Origin of the sequence: Streptomyces sp. LHD-70, assembly GCF_031157275.1 — a bacterium.
GTDB lineage: Bacteria > Actinomycetota > Actinomycetes > Streptomycetales > Streptomycetaceae > Streptomyces.
In genome coordinates this window covers 195,237-210,763 of record NZ_JAVIFW010000011.1, presented here as the reverse complement: position 1 = coordinate 210,763, position 15,527 = coordinate 195,237, and the positions used below count along the sequence as shown (strand labels likewise).

Sequence of the window (15,527 nt, the reverse complement as noted above, 5' to 3'; positions counted from 1 at the left end):
CCCGCAGGGGGAGGAACGGTGCTCGACCAACTCGTGGTGGCCGGCGGCGCGGCCGTCGTCGGAGCCATGGCCACCGACTCGTGGATGCTCGTCCGCACCCGCGTGGCAGAGTTGTTCCGCCGCCGCGGCGGCGAGGAGGGGCAGCTGGCCATCGAGGGCCAACTCGACAGCAACGCACGGCTCGTGGCGGAGGCCGACGACGGCGACGAGGTGCGGCAGACGCTCCTCCCGATGTGGCAGCTCCAACTGCGCGAGCTGCTGCGCCGTGACCCGGAGGCGGCCGAGGAGCTGCGCACCCTGATCGACGAGGTCCGTCCCGCCGGGAGCAGCGAGCCGAAGTGGGTGCAGGACGTCGTCGTACGGGACAACGCGAACGCCTTCGTCGTGCAGGGCGGGAACATCGTCAACCACCACCACGGCGCCGGGCCCGTGCCGGGTCGGCCCGCCCAACCACCCGAGGAGGAGGGGCAGTTCGGGGGTGACGGCAACGGCAGGGCCGCTCGGTGACAGCGGCTGACGACGACGCCCGACCGGTCCGTCGGACGGCTCCGGGCGGCGGTGCAGCACCACCGGGCGGAGCCGCCGCCGACCCGCGGGTCCAGCAGACGATCCGCGTGGAGAGCGGCTTCGGGTACGGCGTGGTCGGCGCCGACCTGCACGTCTTCCCGGACCGCGGGCCCGTCTACCTGCTCGGCGAGCACCCCGGCACGGCGCCCGCGCCGGACGGCGCCTGGCTGCTCGACCAGCCCAGCCGGATGCTCAACGCCCGTTACCGCCTGGTCGACTTCACCGGCCGCGAGCGGGAGCGCACCGAGCTCACCGCCTGGCGGGACGGCCCCGGTCCACGGCTGTCGGCGACCTGGCTGCACGGCCCCGGCGGACACGGAAAGAGCCGCCTCGCCGACGAGTTCGCCGCCGAGAGCGCCGCCGCGGGCTGGAAGGTCGTCACGGCCACGCACGGACCGGGCACCGTCCTGGCCTCCGCACCGGAGAGCGGCGCGGACCTGCGGCCCGACGGCGCCCGCGGCCTCCTCCTCGTCGTCGACTACGCGGACCGCTGGCCGGTCTCGCACCTCGCCTGGCTGTTCAGCAACCGGCTCCTCGCCGGCGCCCTGCCCACCCGGCTGCTGCTGCTCGCCCGCTCGGCCACCGCCTGGCCCGCCGTGCGCTCCACGCTGGAAGACGTGATGGCGGGTACCCGCGACCAGGAGCTGCGCCCGCTGGGCACCTCGGGCGGGGACCCGCGGGCGCGCCCGGCCATGTTCGCGGCGGCCCGGAACTGCTTCGCGGCCCGGTACGGAGTCCCCGACCCGGCCGTGATCGCACCCCCGAAGGACCTGGAACGCCCGGAGTTCGGACTGGTCCTCGCGGTGCACATGGCCGCCCTGGTCGCCGTCGACGCGCACGTCCGCGGCGAGCAGGCCCCGCACGACCTGGCGGGCCTCTCCGCGTACCTCCTGAACCGGGAGCGGCGGCACTGGACCCGGCTGTGGGAGAACCGCCTGGAGGGCCTGGACTTCGGCACACCGCCGAGCGACATGGACCGCGTCGTGTTCACCGCCGCCCTCACCGGGGCCCTGGCGCCCGAGGAGGGCGGCGCCCTGCTCGCCGGGCTGGGCCTGGAGCGGCCGCTGCGGCTCCTCACCGACCACGGCGCCTGCTACCCGCCGGCGGAGCCGGGTGCCGTCCTCGAACCGCTCTACCCCGACCGGCTCGCCGAGGACTTCCTCGCCCTCAGCCTCGACGGACACCGCGTGACCGGCTACCCGGCCACCCCCTGGGCCGCCCCGACCGCGCGCACGCTCAGCACCCGCGGCCCGGACGGCGCGCTCCCGCCGTCGGTGACACGCGGCCTGACCTTCCTCGCCGCCGCGGCGGCACCGGGACGCTGGCCGCATGTCGCCGGGCACCTGGAGCAGATCCTGCGGCAGGACCCGTCGGTGGCCGTCGCCGCGGGCAGCGCCGCGCTCACCGCGCTCGCCGAGACGGACCTGCCGGCCTCCGTACTCGCCGCCGTGGAGGCCTGCTTCCCGGAGTTCGGACAGCTCGACCTGGACGCCGGCATCGCGACGTTCACCGCCCGCCTCGTCGCCGAACGCCTGCCCGCGACGGCCGACCCCGCCGAGCGCGGCCGCCTCCACCAGAGCCTCGGCTTCCGGCTCGGCCGCGCGGGCCGGGCGCGGGAGGCACTGGCCGCGGACGAGGAGGCGGTCCGCTGCTTCCGGCAGGCCGCCGCCGGTACCTCCGCGACTGCCCCCTCCCGGGCGGCGGACCTGGCGACCGGGCTCCTGCACCTGACCCAGCACGCCTACGACGCCGACGCCCCCGACCGCGCCCTGCACGCCGCCGAAGAGGCGGCCGCGCTCTTCCAGGACCTCGCCGCGGCGGACCCGGCCACCCACGAACCCGGCTTCGCCCTGGCCCTCGCCCAGGTGGGCCGGGGCCTTGCCGCGGCCGGTTACCCGGACCGGGCCACGGCCCCCACGGAGCGGGCGGCCGGGATCTTCTGGCGCCTGACGGCGACTCAGCCGGGCCGGTACGAGACCGGGCTCGCCCTCGCCCTGAACAACCTCGGGACCTTCTCCTGGCAACTGCGCCGCCTCCCGGACGCCGTGGCAGCCCAGGCACGCGCCATCGAGTTCGCCCGCCGCGGCCTCGCCGCCGGACCGCCCGCCGGGTCGCTGCTCGCCCGCGCATTCGTCCTCGACGAGTCCGGCCTCGCCCAGTGCCTGGGCAACCTGTCCCTCCTGCTGTGGGCGTCGCGCCGCAGGGACGAGGCCCTGGCCGCACTTCAGGAGGCGCTCACCATCGCCCGCCGGCTCGCCACGGCGGCCCCGGCGGCGCACGAACCCGTCCTCGCCGAACTCGCGTCCGGCCTCGCCACGTACCTCGGGCGGCAGCAACGCTGGCGGGAGGCCCTCGCCCTCGCCGAAGAAGCCGCCGAGATCACCGCACGGCTCGCCGCGGCCGACCCGATGCGGTACGAGGACGACCACGCGAAGGCCCTGCGCCAGTCGGCCGAGGCCCGCCTCGGCACCGCGGGCGACCTCACCGCGGCACGCCGGGACGCGGACGCCTCCGTGACGCTCTACCGACGCCTGGCGGAACGGGACCCTCAGTACGGCCGTGCACTCGAACAGGCCGAGGAAGTCCAGGAGTTGGCGTGGTCCGCGAGCAGCGCGGACCCCGTCGCCCCGAAGGCACGCTGGACCTCGGAGGACCACTGGATGAACCTCCTGAACCAGGACGAGGTCTGGCAGGACATCAAGGACCGCCGCCACCGCCTGGACGAGATGCCCGTGTCGTACTGCGGAAACGTCCTGCGCTTCATCCGCAGCCAGGCCGACCAGCTCATCGTGCTGCTCACCGACGGGCTCGACGTGGCCCCGGAAGCCCTCGGCCTGACCGACCGCGACGACGCCACGTCCTGGCTGGACCGCCAGCCCCTGATCGTCGCCCTGACCCGCCGCGCCCGGGGCGAGTCGGCCAGGCCCGAACTCTGCCACTGCGGCTACCCGGTGGCCCCGGACTGGCACCACGAGCACTGCTATCCCGGGATCGTCGTGGACTGATCCGCGCAGCCCGCCATGGAACCGTGGCCGACGATGGACGGTTTGGGTACTTGGTGGACGGTTTGGGTACTTATGGTGACCTAATGAGGTTCGTACCTTGGTGGGCCGTGCTCTCGTCCGCATGCGCGCCCTTCCTGCTGGTCGGCGGCTGGTCGATCGCGGCGCAACTGCACGGCCCCGGCTACGACCCGGTCACCGAGACCATCAGCGTCATGGCGGCCGACGGGGCGTCCGGGCGATGGGTGCTGACCGGAGTGCTGTTCGTCCTCGGCACCTGCCACCTCGTCACCGCCTGGGGACTGCGCCCGGCCGCGCTCGCCGGGAGGGCGGCGCTGGCCTGCGGCGGTGTGGCGGTGATCGGGATGGGCCTCTCCCCGGTGCCGGAGAGCGGGGGATCGGAGGTGCACGGCTGGGTCGCCGCCGTCGGCTTCGCGCTCATGGCGCTGTGGCCGGTCCTGGCGTCCGACCGCGACGGAGCCGCCCCGTGGGGACTGCGGCTCGCGCTGTCCCTCGCCGTATGTCTGCTGATGGGGGCGGGCGCGGCGTGGTTCCTGATCGAACTGCATCGCCAGGGTGGTGCCGCCGGTGTCGCGGAACGCGTCCTGACCACCGCTCAGACAGCCTGGCCCTTCGTCGTGGTCGCGTCCTGCAGGGGCCGGGCGGCCCTACGTAGGGACGAGATGGGCGAGATGGGCGAGATGGACGAGCTGGACGAGATGGGCGGGACAGGCGAGCTGGGCGAGACAGGTGAGATGGACGACACGTACCGGACGGACCGGTCGTGAATCGCGGCTAGTCCTCGCCGCCGCGCCCCGGTGCCGCCCCACTGCCCGCCTCGGGACGCCGGTGACGGCGTACGACCGTGCCCCGGACGCGGCGGCCGAGGGCTGCGGCCGTGAGGAAGACGAAGGTGTAGAGGATCTGCAGGATCGTCACGACGCGGGCGGACTGGCCCGTGGCGGTGATGTCGCCGTAGCCGATGGTGGCCAGGGTGACGAGCGTGAAGTACAGCGCGTCCACGCGGGTGCCGAGACCGCTGAACTCGCCGGGCTGCGCGGCCAGTACGTAGGAGCAGCCCGCGAAGACGAGGACGGACAGGCACATCAGCAGCGGGATGACGATGAGGGGGCGGGAGCCGGGCCGGTTGGTCAGGACGTCACTCGTCTGACGGAGCAGCAGCAGCGCGACGATCGCCAGGGCCACGGTGAGCAACGTCCAGCTGAGGACGGGGCGTTGGGGGCCGAGGCGGTCCAGGGGGAGCTGGAAATAGGCGGTCGTCATGACCACCACCGCCGCGACCGCCGCGGCCCCGGGCCACCGTCCGTCCGTACGGATGCGGTGGGCGAGGCGGGCGCGGAGACGGTCGCCGCCCGATGCCCGGCCGGTCATCCGCGGGCCTGCCCGGCCGTGGACCGGGCCGTCGGCTCCGCGGGGGCAGGGCGGCCGCGCAGCAGGTGCCCGGTGATGACACCGGCGACGGCCGCGATCACGATCAGCGGCATCTGGTTGTGCGCGTCACTGCCGAGCAGCAGCACCGTCAGGACCGAACTGGTCAGCGGCAGGCCCGTCACGACGGCGGTGGCGGTGGCCATGCCGAGCGCGAGGCCGGGCGTCGTACCGAGGCCGGGAAGCCCGGAGCAGGCGATGCCGAGGACCGCCCCGATCAGGACGGCCGGAAAGATCGGTCCGCCGCGCATGCTGCCCAGGCAGACGCTCCAGGCGAGGCCCTTGAAGAGGGCGAGCGCCAGCAGCGCCACCACCGACAAGTCGTGCGGCGCCGCCGCGAGTTCGCCGAGCATCGCCTGCCCGGACAGCGCGGCCTCCTCCGGCGACCGTCCGGTGACCAGCGCGTACGCGGTGAGCAGGGCACCCGCGGCGACCCCGCACACGACGGTCCGTACGGCCGTGTGCTCGGCGGTCCACCGCTCCGTCCGGCGGCCGAGGCCCCGCAGCGACGCCACGACCGCGGCGATCAGCACGGCGGCGGGCACGCCCCACAGGAAGTCACCCGCGTCCGGCGTGACGTCCGGCGGCACCTCGGGCAGCGACAGGGCACCGATGGACAGGCCCGTCCAGCTCCCGAAACCGGTGAACACGAGCGCCCCGGTGGCGCTGGCGATCAGACATGGCAGCAGCAGCGCGACGAGCCGGGCCCCACCGATGCCCGCCCCCTCGACGACCAGAATGGCCGCGACGACCGGCCCGCCGAAGATGCTGGAGATCGCCGCCGTCGAGCCCGCCGTGGCGAGCAGCATGCGGCCCTGGGCGTCGGGTTCGGCCGACCTCTGGAAGGCGCGCAGTCCGAGCAGCGCGAGTCCGCCGCCGATCGCCATGAGCGGCGCCTCGGGGCCGAGGACCACGCCGAGCGGAAGGGTGGCGAGCGCGGCCAGGACCACACTCGGCAGCGCGTCGGGCCCGAGCGGCGGACCGCCCAGGCCGTGCACCGGCACGTGACCGCCGCGCCCCCTCATCCGCGTCACGACGGGCGCGAGGATCAGCCCGGCGAGCAGCAGCGTGGGCAACGGCCACCACCAGGGCGCGCGTTCATACCCCAGCGCTTCGGGCAGGTGCTCCCACACGGCGTGCTGCAGGGCGTGCTGCGAGGTCAGGAAGGCGAAACAGGCGAGAGCGACGGGCACGCCGAGCAGCGCGCACAGCAGCAGGAGCCGCAGATACCCCCGGCTGAGCAGTGTGGTCCGCAGCTTCATGTCGTCGTCCTGCGGGCCTGGGGCGGTCCCCGACGCCGCCTGCTCGCCGACCGTGCCCCTCGTAGCGCCCGTAGCGCCCGTAGCGCCCGTAGCGCCCGTACCCCCCGCACCGCCCGAGCCGTTGGCGCCGTTCATACCGCTCCCCTCCGGGACGCCCGTCCGAGGGGCCGGGCGTCGGCCGGGGCTCGGCACTTGGGCACCTGGACCTCCGAGCCTCGGCCGGGCACCGCCGTGCCGCCATCCGCACGTGGCCGTTCGGGTGGCACTCGGGACGGCGTCACCGCCCCCGCGTCGCCGAGCGGGGGCGCCGGAAATTCGGAGGAGATCGCGGAGCCGATACGGAAGAATGTGCGGACCGATGACTTTTTCCAGGTCCACCGGTCTCCACCGGTGTCATTTTCCCTGTCCGCATTCCTGTCCAAGTCCAAGTCCATGTCGGCGGCCTCAGCTGTCAGGCGACTGCGACCAGAAGCCCGGCGAGGTGCTGCCATGTCAACCGTGATCCAGGAACAACCGGCCGTGAAGGCGGGTGGCACACCGACCGTGGTGCGGCTGCTCGTCCTGGCCACGTTCGTGGTGATCCTCAACGAGACCATCATGATCAACGCGATCCCGCGGCTGATGGACTCGTTGCACATCACCGAGCAGTCCGCGCAGTGGGTGTCCACCGCGTTCATGCTCTCCATGGCCGCCGTGATCCCGGTCACCGGCTGGTTCCTGCAACGGGTCACGACCCGTCAGGCGTACGCGATAGCCATGGGCGTGTTCCTCGCGGGCACCGCCCTGTCGGCCGTCGCACCCTCCTTCGAGGTGCTGCTCCTCGGCCGGATCGTGCAGGCCGCGGGCACGGCCGTGATGATGCCGCTCCTGATGACCACGATGATGATCGTGGTGCCCGAGGGTGACCGCGGCCGGGTGATGGGCAACGTCACCCTGGCCATGTCCGTGGCCCCCGCGCTCGGCCCCGCCGTCTCCGGGCTGATCCTGCAGGTCGGCTCCTGGCGGCTGCTCTTTGTGGTCGTCCTGCCGATCGCCGCGCTGGTGACCTTCCTCGGCCTGCGCAAGTTGGAGAACATCGACGAGCCGAAGGTCAGCCCCATCGACTGGCTGAGCGTCGGCGTCGCCGCGCTCGGCTTCGGCGGACTCGTGTACGGACTGAGCATGTTCGGCGAGGGCCACGGCAAGGTCACGGCGGGCATCGCCGTCGTCGCCGTCGGGGCCGCGGCCATCGCGCTCTTCGTGTTCCGCCAGCTCAGACTCCAGCGCACCGGTACCCCGCTCCTCGACCTGCGCACCCTCGGACACCGCACGTTCACGCTGTCCCTGGTCCTGCTGTCCATCGGCTTCCTCGCGATGCTCGGCGCGATGATCCTGCTGCCGCTCTACCTGCAGAACCTGCGCGGGCTCAGCCCGTTGGAGACCGGACTGCTCGTCATGCCCGGCGGACTCGTCATGGGCCTGCTCGGCCCGACCATCGGCAAGGCCTTCGACCGCTTCGGCAGCCGGCCGCTCATCGTGCCCGGCTCCATCGGCATGGTGCTCGCCCTCGGCGCGCTGACCCAGGTCTCGGCGACGATGCCGTACGGGGTGATCCTCGGCCTGCACGCCCTGCTGATGGTCAGCCTGGCGGCGACGTTCACGCCGTGCTTCACGCTCGGCATGGGCGGACTGCCCTCGCACCTGTACTCCCACGGCAGCTCCATCCTCGGCACGCTGCAGCAGGTCGCCGCGGCGTTCGGCACGGCCCTCGTGGTGACGGTGATGTCCTCCCGTACGAGCCAACTCGTCGCGGACGGCACAGCGCCCGCGGCCGCCCAGGTGAGCGGGATGAAGCTGGCCTTCGCCGTGGTGGCCGCGCTCGCCGCGGTGACCGTCGTCGTCGCGGTGAAGCTGCCGAACCGGGGCACGCACGAGGCCACCGAGGGTCAGTAGCCGGGCGGTGCGGGCGTCGTGCCCGGCGCTGTGTCCTCGGGAGGGCTCTCAGTCTCGGGCTCTTCCGGGGACGGGGACGGGCTCGGCGCCTCGGGCTCCGGGCTGCTCGGGGGCACGGACGCGTCCGGCGACTCGTCGCTCGGCGGGGAGGGGGCGGACGTGCCGGGCGACGGGGACTCGCCGGTCGGCGGAGTGGTCGGCGTGTCCGTGTCGCCGTTCCCGTCGCCCTTGTCCCGCTTGAACCAGTCGCCCGACTCCGGGTCGATGAGCAGGAAGACGTTCACCACCGTGGTCGACTCCTGCACGACCACCACCTTCGACGGCTGGTACGCGGGCCAGCGCTCGCCCGTCTCCTTCGGCGTCGTCTTGACGGCCACCGGCGGCAGCAGCGGATTGCCGCAGGCGCAGCGCACCCGCGGCACCCCACGGTCGTCGACCAGGACGGCCGTGCCCGACTGCAGCACCGCCTGATAGCCGGTGGCCTTGCCGTCCTTGAAGCCGTGGTTGGTGACCCGGGTGTCCGCCCGCAGCTGCACGGGCGTCAACGACCGCAGATAGGCGGGGAGTTCGTTCGCCTCGACGCCCTCCACGTCCGCGAACGCGCGGGCCTTGGCCGTCTCCTTCTGCAGGAACCCGATCTGCTGCTCGACGTCGCAGCTCGCCGTGGAGCGGCTGCCGCCATAAAGGCCCGGCGTGGAACCCGAGATGCTCGCTCTGCCGCCCGTGTCCTCGGTCTCCGTGGGCGTCGCGGTCGGCGAGGCGGACTTGGCCGCGCCCCTGGCCGTCGAATCGGTGAAGGGTGCCTCGCCCTGCGAGGCGGCCGGCTCGAGGAAGATCTCCCCCGAGGCGGTCCCACCGCCACCGCCCCCGCCGTCCGGACGCGTGAGGAGGACGACCAGCGCCACGGCCGCGACGATCACGCCGGTGACCAGCGCGACCCGGGGCGCACGCCGCCACCAGGGCTTGCCCTCACCCGCACCGCCGCCCCGGTCACTCGCGCCACCGCCGTCACCCCCACCGCCGTCACCCCCACTGCCGTCACCCCCACCGGACTCTCCGCCTCCGGAACCTCCGGACCCTCCAGATTCTCCGGACCCACCAGATCCTCCGGACCCTCCGGACCCTCCGGAGCCGTCTTCGGGCCCGCCGCCCGACCACGGAGTGGAGCTCACCTGCGTCGGCTCGTGCGCGGGACCGGAGGGCGCACCGGCGGGCGGCTCCGCGGCCGGACCCGACGAGGATCCCGAGGACGGCCCGGAGAGGGGACCCGACGGCGGGCCGGTCGGGCTGCTGTCGGGCGGGGGCTGCGATGTCACGGGGTCACCTGGTTCCACGTGGGTCGGGCGCCTCGCGCCACGTAGGCGTGCCGTTCGGCCTGTTCCGCGTACGGGGGTCACCGTCCGGCGATCCGAACGGGGAACGCTGCCCGACTATTCATGCCTCATGCCATTTTGTGCCGGTCCCGACCTCCGCCCGCAAGCGGGGCGACGCCCCCGTACGTACCGTGGTGAAGGCGGCTGGTCGAAGGGTGAGGGAGGGGGCCGGAGCGAGGAGGCAGCGTGAGCCGGACACGAGAAGCGCTCGCCGCGGCGGGCGCGGGCATCGTGGCCATGATCGTGGTCGCCGCGCTCGGACTGTGGGCGGCGGGCGCGGCGGATCTGCCCGGCGGCGCCTTCCCCCGGGTCGTCGCAGCCGTGGTCGTCATCGCCGCCGGCGGCTCCGTCGAACTCTCCGGCAACACCGGTGACCTCGCGCAGGCGGACGCCGCGATCGACGTCACTCCGCTGTCGGTGACACTCACCGGAGCCCTGGTCCTGGCCGCGGTCTTCCTGCTGCCGCTGCGCCACCGGGCGGTGGCCACACCACGCGAACTGCTCGACCGCGTCGCCCGCACGGCCGGGTGCTGGCTGGTCCTCCTGCTCGTCCTCGCCCTCGTCGCGCGCCAGGACTTCCGGATCCCGACCGGCGACGACGACAGCCCCGAGGACATCGGAGCGGAGCTCGGCGCAAGTCCCACCGTCGGATTGCGCGCCGACGTGCCCGCGACGCTCGGCGTCGGACTCGTCTGGGTGCTCGCCGTCCTCGCCCTCGCGTTCATCGTGTCCCGCAAGGCACCACTGCCCTCCCCGCTGCTGCACTTCCAGCGTTCGGTACGGCCGCCCGCCTTCGCGATGCTGCTGGTGCTCCTCGCGTACGCGGTGATCGGCCTCGTCGTCGGCGTGATCGTGCTCCTCACGCGCGGCCACCCGGCCGAGACCCTCGCGGTGCTGCTGCTCGGGCTGCCCAACCTGGTCTGGATGGCCCTCGGCACCGGCACCGGCGGCGCCTGGGAGGGGCACGTCGACCGGCCCATCGGACTCCCCATGCCGCGCCTCCTCGACGAGGTGCTGCGCACCCGCGAGGGTCGGCGGACCCTGGACCTGCACACGATGGCGGAGTACGACGGGCGCGCCTGGCTCCTCGTGGCGGTGGCGGCCGTGGTGCTGCTCGCCGCGGCCTTCACCGCGGCGGTACGGTCCCCGGCCCGGCTCCCGGCCTGGCGGCACGCACTGGAACTGGCCGCAGCCCTCGCCCTCACCCTCCTCGTCGTCGGCCTCCTCACCGGAATCTCCGCCCGCTTCGGCCTCTCCGTAATGGGCATCGGCGACCTCGGCGGTGGCCTGGGCGGCGAGGTGTCCCTCACGGCCGACCTCCTCCGCCTGGTGGCGGCGGGCGCGGTCTGGGGCCTGGCGACCGGCTTTCTCGCCAGCCTGCTGGCCCGGCGGTTCCGCCACCCCGGAGACGTCCGGGACGCCCGGACGGGGAAGGAGCCCGGACCTGGAGCAGGGCCCGGGCCCCGTCAGCGGTAGCGGTGGCGGTAGCAGTTGTACGCAGGGGCGCCCGCCTCGGCCAGCGGCGTCCGCCTCGGTCAGGGGCGCCCGCCTCGGCCAGCGGCGTCCGCCTCGGTCAGTGGCGCCCCGCCTCGGCCAGCGGCGCCCGACCCGGCCAGCCGCATCCGACCCGGCCAGCCGCATCCGACTCGGCCGGCCGCGTCCGACTCGGCCACGGTTGGCCGCGCGCGGCGGCCCGAGCTAGTCGCGACGTCCAGGAAACACCGGCGTGGCCCAGCTCGGAGGTGGTGGCGGAGCGGTCGGGTAGGGGAGGTCGGGCGGCGGGGCCGCGGGGGTGACCACGCGGGTCGGCACGTTCCCGTGTGGGGTCGCCGGTGGTTCCGTCTGCGGTGTCGTCGTCCGCCCGGCCGCGCGGAGCGCCGTGATGAAGGCGAGGCAGGTGTCGTAGCGGTCGTCGGGGACCTTGGCCAGGGCGCGGGCGAGGACCGCGTCGACGCCGTGCGGGAGGTCGGGCCGCAGGTCGGTGAGGGGCGGGGCCGGGTCGTACTGGTGGGCCCAGAGCAGCGCCATGTCCTCGTCGCGCCGGAAGGGCGGTGCATCCGTCAGCATCTCGAAGACCACACAGCCCAGGCTGTACACATCGCAGCGGCCGTCCACCGGGCGCCCGGAGATCTGCTCGGGCGCCACATAGTCCAGGGTGCCCACGAACTGCCCGACAGTGGTGAACCCCGTGAGCGACAGGGACTTCTTCGTCAGCCCGAAGTCGGTCAGATACACATGCTCGGGGTGGTCGCTGTCGGTGCCGTCGGTGACGAGGATGTTGCCCGGCTTGACGTCCCGGTGCACCAGATCGTGCGCATGGGCGGCGTCCAGGGCGGAGGCCACCTGGAGGGCGATCCGGCACGCGGTGTCCAGCGGCAGCCGGCCCTCGTGGTCGAGCAGCACCCGCAGGTCCTGGCCCTTGACGTGCCGCATCGCGATGAAAAGGACCCCTTCCGCCTCGCCCGCCTCGAAGACCGGAACGATGTGCGGATGGTCGAGCGACGCCGCCACGCGTGACTCGTGCGCGAAGCGCTTCCTGAACGTGTCGTTCCGGGCCAGCTCGGGCGCGAGGAGCTTCACCGCGACGGTACGCCCGAGCCGCAGGTCGAGGGCCCGGTAGACCACGGCCATGCCGCCGCGGCCGATCTCGTCCTCGAGCCGGTACCCGGCGATGGTGCGCCCGCGCATCCCGGTGCCGGCGGCGGCGTCGCCGTCGGTCGCACGTTCCGGTCCGGATCCGGGTCCGGGTTCGGGTCCGGGTTCGGGCGGCCGATGCGGCGGCGGCTCCTCATCGGGGTTCACGTCCCGGCCTCCCCATTCGGCCGCACGTCAGGCTCCCCGCGCGGCTCCCGGACCGGCTGCTGGTCGTGTTCTCCGCGAGGCCCCCCGGCCCGCTCCTCGTCGTGCTCACCGCTGCCTCCCGCGGGCGGGTGTCCCACCGCGTACGTCTCCAGGGACGTGCCGTCGCAGTAGCACCACCGTTCGTGCCGCGCGTCGTACAGCCAGACCGCGTTGCCGTCCACGACCACCCCCACCCGCACGCCCCGGGTCTGCTCCGCGAAGGACTCGCCGTCGAGCCGCCCCGCGCACAGCTCCTCGGTCAACTGCCGGTAGCGGCCCAGGTCCTCCTCGACCGCGCTCAGCAGCGGCCGGGGGTCCGCGGTCCTGGAGGTCGGCTGCCCCGCGGCCGGTGGACCCTGCGGAACCGGCAGCAGGAGCCGCCCGTCCACCCAGGCCGACCAGCCGTTGGAGCACAGGGCACGCGCCCAGTCGCCGCGCCGCTCCACGACCTGGACGGGCAGCAGCGGGTCGAGCGGCACCGTCGGCCGGGCGGCGTCCGGCGCCGACCAGGTCGGCATCCCGTCCGGCGGGACGACATGGCTGGGGAGGAACTCGGGGACGGTCACAGGCGGCTCCTCGGCGCTCCGGACGGGACGGCCGGTCCGTACGCAACGGCCGTTGGGTCACAGCTCGGCCGGTCCGTACGGGACGGACTACTTGCGCATGATCTCGGGCTCACGCCGCCGCAGCAGCTTGGCGACGAGGAAGGCGAGGACGAGGGAGAGCACGACCATCATCCCCATGTCGAGCAGCCAGACCGACGCCTCGTGCCGGAACAGCGGATCGGCGGTGACATCCGTCGGCACGATCCGGTGCAGATCGACGGTTCCCGCCATGGCGCCGAGCGCCCACCTCGACGGCACCAGCCATGCCAACTGCTCGAGCCCGGGCACACCCTGAAGTTTCAGCAGCGCACCGCAGAACACGACCTGCACGATCGCGAGGAGGACGAGCAGCGGCATCGTGACCTCCTCCTTCCGCACCAGCGCGGACACGAGCAGGCCGAGCATCATCGCGGTGAACGCCAACAGTGCGACGGCCAGGGTGATTTCCACCAGCGGTGGCAGCAACACCCCTTTGCCTCCCGGCGCGTTGAGGTCCACCCCGACCAGCGCGACCATCGTCAGGACCACGGCCTGCACCACCGTGATCGCGCCGAGCACCAGCACCTTGGACATCACGTACGCCGAGCGCGACAGGCCGACGGCTCTCTCCCGCTGATGGATCACCCGCTCCTTGACCAGCTCGCGTACAGCGTTGGCCGCGCCCGTGAGGACCGCGCCGATGTTCAGGATCAACAGCGTGTTGAGCGCCGAGTCCTGCGTGAGCTCGCCGCCGGCCAGGGCCCGCGCCATCGCTCCCATCACGAACGGCAGCGCGACCATGATCACCAGGAAGGTCCGGTCGGCGCTCAGGTTCGCCGCGTACCGCCGGACCAGCGTGCCCAGCTGCGCGCCCCAGCTCTGCGCCTTGGGCGCGGTCACCGGGCCGTGGGGCGACTCGGGTGCGCGGCGGGGCTGTCGGGACTCCGCCGCGACAAAGCGCTCGTGCTGCGTCGAACCGCGGAACTGCCCCGCCCAGTCCCGGTCCCGCTCGTTCTCGAAGCTCTCGAACGCCTCCGGCCACTCGGCGAAGCCGAAGTACGCCAGGGCCTCCTCGGGCGGCCCGTAGTACGCGATCGTCCCGCCGGGCGCGAGCACGAGCAGCCGGTCGCAGACATCCAGGCTGAGCACGCTGTGCGTGACGACGATGACCGTACGGCCGTCGTCGGCGAGCCCGCGCAGCATGTGCATCACCGAGCGGTCCATGCCCGGGTCGAGCCCGGAGGTCGGCTCGTCGAGGAAGAGCAGCGAGGGCTTCGTGAGCAGTTCGAGGGCCACGCTCACGCGCTTGCGCTGGCCGCCGGAGAGGGAGTGGATCGGCTGGTCCACCCGCTGTTCCAGGCCCAGTTCGCGGATGACCTCGTCGACCCGGGCCTCCCGCTCGGCCTTCGCGGTGTCCTCCGGGAAGCGCAGCTGGGCGGCGTAGCGCAGCGCCCGGCGCACGGTCAGCTGGGAGTGCAGGATGTCGTCCTGCGGTACGAGCCCGATGCGGTGCCGCAGCTCGGCGTAGTCCCGGTACAGGTCACGGCCGTCGTACAGGACCGTGCCCTCGTCGGCGGGCCTGAGGCCGGTCAACGCGTTGAGCAGCGTGGACTTGCCCGCGCCGCTCGGCCCGACCACCGCGAGCATGGTCTTCTCACCCACGGGGAACGACACGTCGCCGAGCAGCGTCTTCCGCCCGTTGTCGACCCGCACCGCCAGGTCCTGTACGTCGAGCGACACCTCACCGGTGTCGATGAACTCCTGCAGCTCGTCGCCCACCAGCACGAACGCGGAGTGCCCGACGCCGATGACGTCCCCGGAGGCCACCGGGGCGCGGCTCACCGGCTGGCCGTTGAGATACGTGCCGTTGTGACTGCCGACGTCGACGATCTCGTACCCCTCCGGCCCCGCCCGCAGCTCCGCGTGCCGGCGCGAGACGAGCAGGTCCTGGACGATCAGGTCGTTGTCGGGCGCCCGGCCGATCCGTGTGGTGCGCGCCGGGGGCAGCGGCCGCACGGTGCTCGGCCGCCGGAAGGTGCTGGTCGCACCGGGCTGCGAGACGACGGTGAGGGCGGAGGGGCGGGCCCGGGCCGGCTCTGCCGCCGGTCGGGGTGCGTCGGTGAGCACCGCGCACGGCCCGTCGGCCGGACTGCCGAACCTGATCACGGTCCCCGGCCCCACGTCCGACTGGTGCACCCGGTGCCCGTCCGTGAACGTGCCGTTGGTGCTGTGCTCGTCCTCCACCACCCAGTGCCCCGCCGAGGTCCGCAGCACCGCGTGGTGCCAGGAGACCCTGGCGTCCTCCAGGACCAGCTCGCTCGCGGGGTCCCGCCCCACGTGATACGTCCGGAGCGGACTCAGCACCTGGGTGTGCCCCTCGGACTCGACGACGAGCTCAGGCGCCGTAGCAGCATCCAGCCGCTCTCCCATATCTGGATTTTACGGCCGTGTCCCTGAGGGCGCCTGTCCCGACGGGCCTGTCCGGTGCCTGTCCGGCGCCGGAGGGCGGTCGGCCTC

11 protein-coding genes are annotated in these 15,527 nt (G+C 73.6%); 5 read left to right on the top strand and 6 right to left on the bottom strand.

The features are described from left to right. Window positions 1-18: 18 nt before the first annotated feature. From RCO28_RS23065 to RCO28_RS23055, 3 genes are all read left to right on the top strand, one after another. Window positions 19-507 (top strand): hypothetical protein, encoded by a 489-nt coding sequence (locus tag RCO28_RS23065; RefSeq protein ID WP_308943102.1) that lies wholly within the window; start codon window positions 19-21, stop codon window positions 505-507. Further along, on the top strand, window positions 504-3,572 hold the full coding sequence (locus RCO28_RS23060; RefSeq protein ID WP_308943101.1) for a tetratricopeptide repeat protein: 3,069 nt from the start codon (window positions 504-506) through the stop codon (window positions 3,570-3,572). The genes RCO28_RS23065 and RCO28_RS23060 overlap by 4 nt, the downstream gene beginning before the upstream one ends. 83 nt (window positions 3,573-3,655) lie before the next feature. Then, on the top strand, window positions 3,656-4,357 hold the full coding sequence (locus RCO28_RS23055) for a DUF998 domain-containing protein (RefSeq protein WP_308943100.1): 702 nt from the start codon (window positions 3,656-3,658) through the stop codon (window positions 4,355-4,357). A 7-nt stretch (window positions 4,358-4,364) separates the two neighbouring features. Here the strand turns inward: RCO28_RS23055 and RCO28_RS23050 are convergent, their stop codons facing one another. After that, complete coding sequence (locus RCO28_RS23050; protein ID WP_308943201.1) at window positions 4,365-4,853, bottom strand: potassium channel family protein; 489 nt, start codon at window positions 4,851-4,853, stop codon at window positions 4,365-4,367. Window positions 4,854-4,957: 104 nt separating this feature from the next. Then, a complete protein-coding gene (locus tag RCO28_RS23045) occupies window positions 4,958-6,280 on the bottom strand; it encodes a chloride channel protein (RefSeq protein ID WP_308943099.1) in 1,323 nt (440 codons plus the stop codon). A 489-nt stretch (window positions 6,281-6,769) separates the two neighbouring features. Between RCO28_RS23045 and RCO28_RS23040 the strand changes: the two genes are divergently transcribed. After that, the gene (locus tag RCO28_RS23040) at window positions 6,770-8,212 is read left to right on the top strand and encodes an MDR family MFS transporter (protein WP_308943098.1); all 1,443 of its coding nucleotides are present in this window, start codon (window positions 6,770-6,772) and stop codon (window positions 8,210-8,212) included. On the opposite strand, the gene RCO28_RS23035 is transcribed toward RCO28_RS23040, so the two are convergent. After that, entirely contained in the window at window positions 8,206-9,132 is a 927-nt protein-coding gene (locus RCO28_RS23035) for a DUF6777 domain-containing protein (protein WP_308943097.1), read from the bottom strand. The two genes, RCO28_RS23040 and RCO28_RS23035, sit on opposite strands and share 7 nt — an antisense overlap. 639 nt (window positions 9,133-9,771) lie before the next feature. On the opposite strand from RCO28_RS23035, the gene RCO28_RS23030 reads away from it, so the two are divergent. Beyond that, the gene (locus tag RCO28_RS23030) at window positions 9,772-11,061 is read left to right on the top strand and encodes a streptophobe family protein (protein WP_308943096.1); all 1,290 of its coding nucleotides are present in this window, start codon (window positions 9,772-9,774) and stop codon (window positions 11,059-11,061) included. 222 nt (window positions 11,062-11,283) lie between these two features. On the opposite strand, the gene RCO28_RS23025 is transcribed toward RCO28_RS23030, so the two are convergent. From RCO28_RS23025 to RCO28_RS23015, 3 genes are all read right to left on the bottom strand, one after another. Then, entirely contained in the window at window positions 11,284-12,273 is a 990-nt protein-coding gene (locus RCO28_RS23025; RefSeq protein WP_308943200.1) for a serine/threonine-protein kinase, read from the bottom strand. A 110-nt stretch (window positions 12,274-12,383) separates the two neighbouring features. Then, on the bottom strand, window positions 12,384-12,992 hold the full coding sequence (locus RCO28_RS23020; RefSeq protein ID WP_308943095.1) for a hypothetical protein: 609 nt from the start codon (window positions 12,990-12,992) through the stop codon (window positions 12,384-12,386). Window positions 12,993-13,079: 87 nt separating this feature from the next. Further along, window positions 13,080-15,440, bottom strand: a complete 2,361-nt coding sequence (locus RCO28_RS23015; protein WP_308943094.1) for an FHA domain-containing protein — start codon at window positions 15,438-15,440, stop codon at window positions 13,080-13,082. Window positions 15,441-15,527 lie beyond the last annotated feature (87 nt).

What these genes read in the sequence shown, in the direction of transcription:
- RCO28_RS23045 (WP_308943099.1), bottom strand. Translation starts at nt 6,280, where the DNA reads ATGAAGCTGCGGACCACACTGCTCAGCCGGGGGTATCTGCGGCTCCTG.
- RCO28_RS23040 (WP_308943098.1), top strand. Translation starts at nt 6,770, where the DNA reads ATGTCAACCGTGATCCAGGAACAACCGGCCGTGAAGGCGGGTGGCACA.
- RCO28_RS23050 (WP_308943201.1), bottom strand. Translation starts at nt 4,853, where the DNA reads ATGACGACCGCCTATTTCCAGCTCCCCCTGGACCGCCTCGGCCCCCAA.
- RCO28_RS23015 (WP_308943094.1), bottom strand. Translation starts at nt 15,440, where the DNA reads ATGGGAGAGCGGCTGGATGCTGCTACGGCGCCTGAGCTCGTCGTCGAG.
- RCO28_RS23055 (WP_308943100.1), top strand. Translation starts at nt 3,656, where the DNA reads ATGAGGTTCGTACCTTGGTGGGCCGTGCTCTCGTCCGCATGCGCGCCC.
- RCO28_RS23025 (WP_308943200.1), bottom strand. Translation starts at nt 12,273, where the DNA reads ATGCGCGGGCGCACCATCGCCGGGTACCGGCTCGAGGACGAGATCGGC.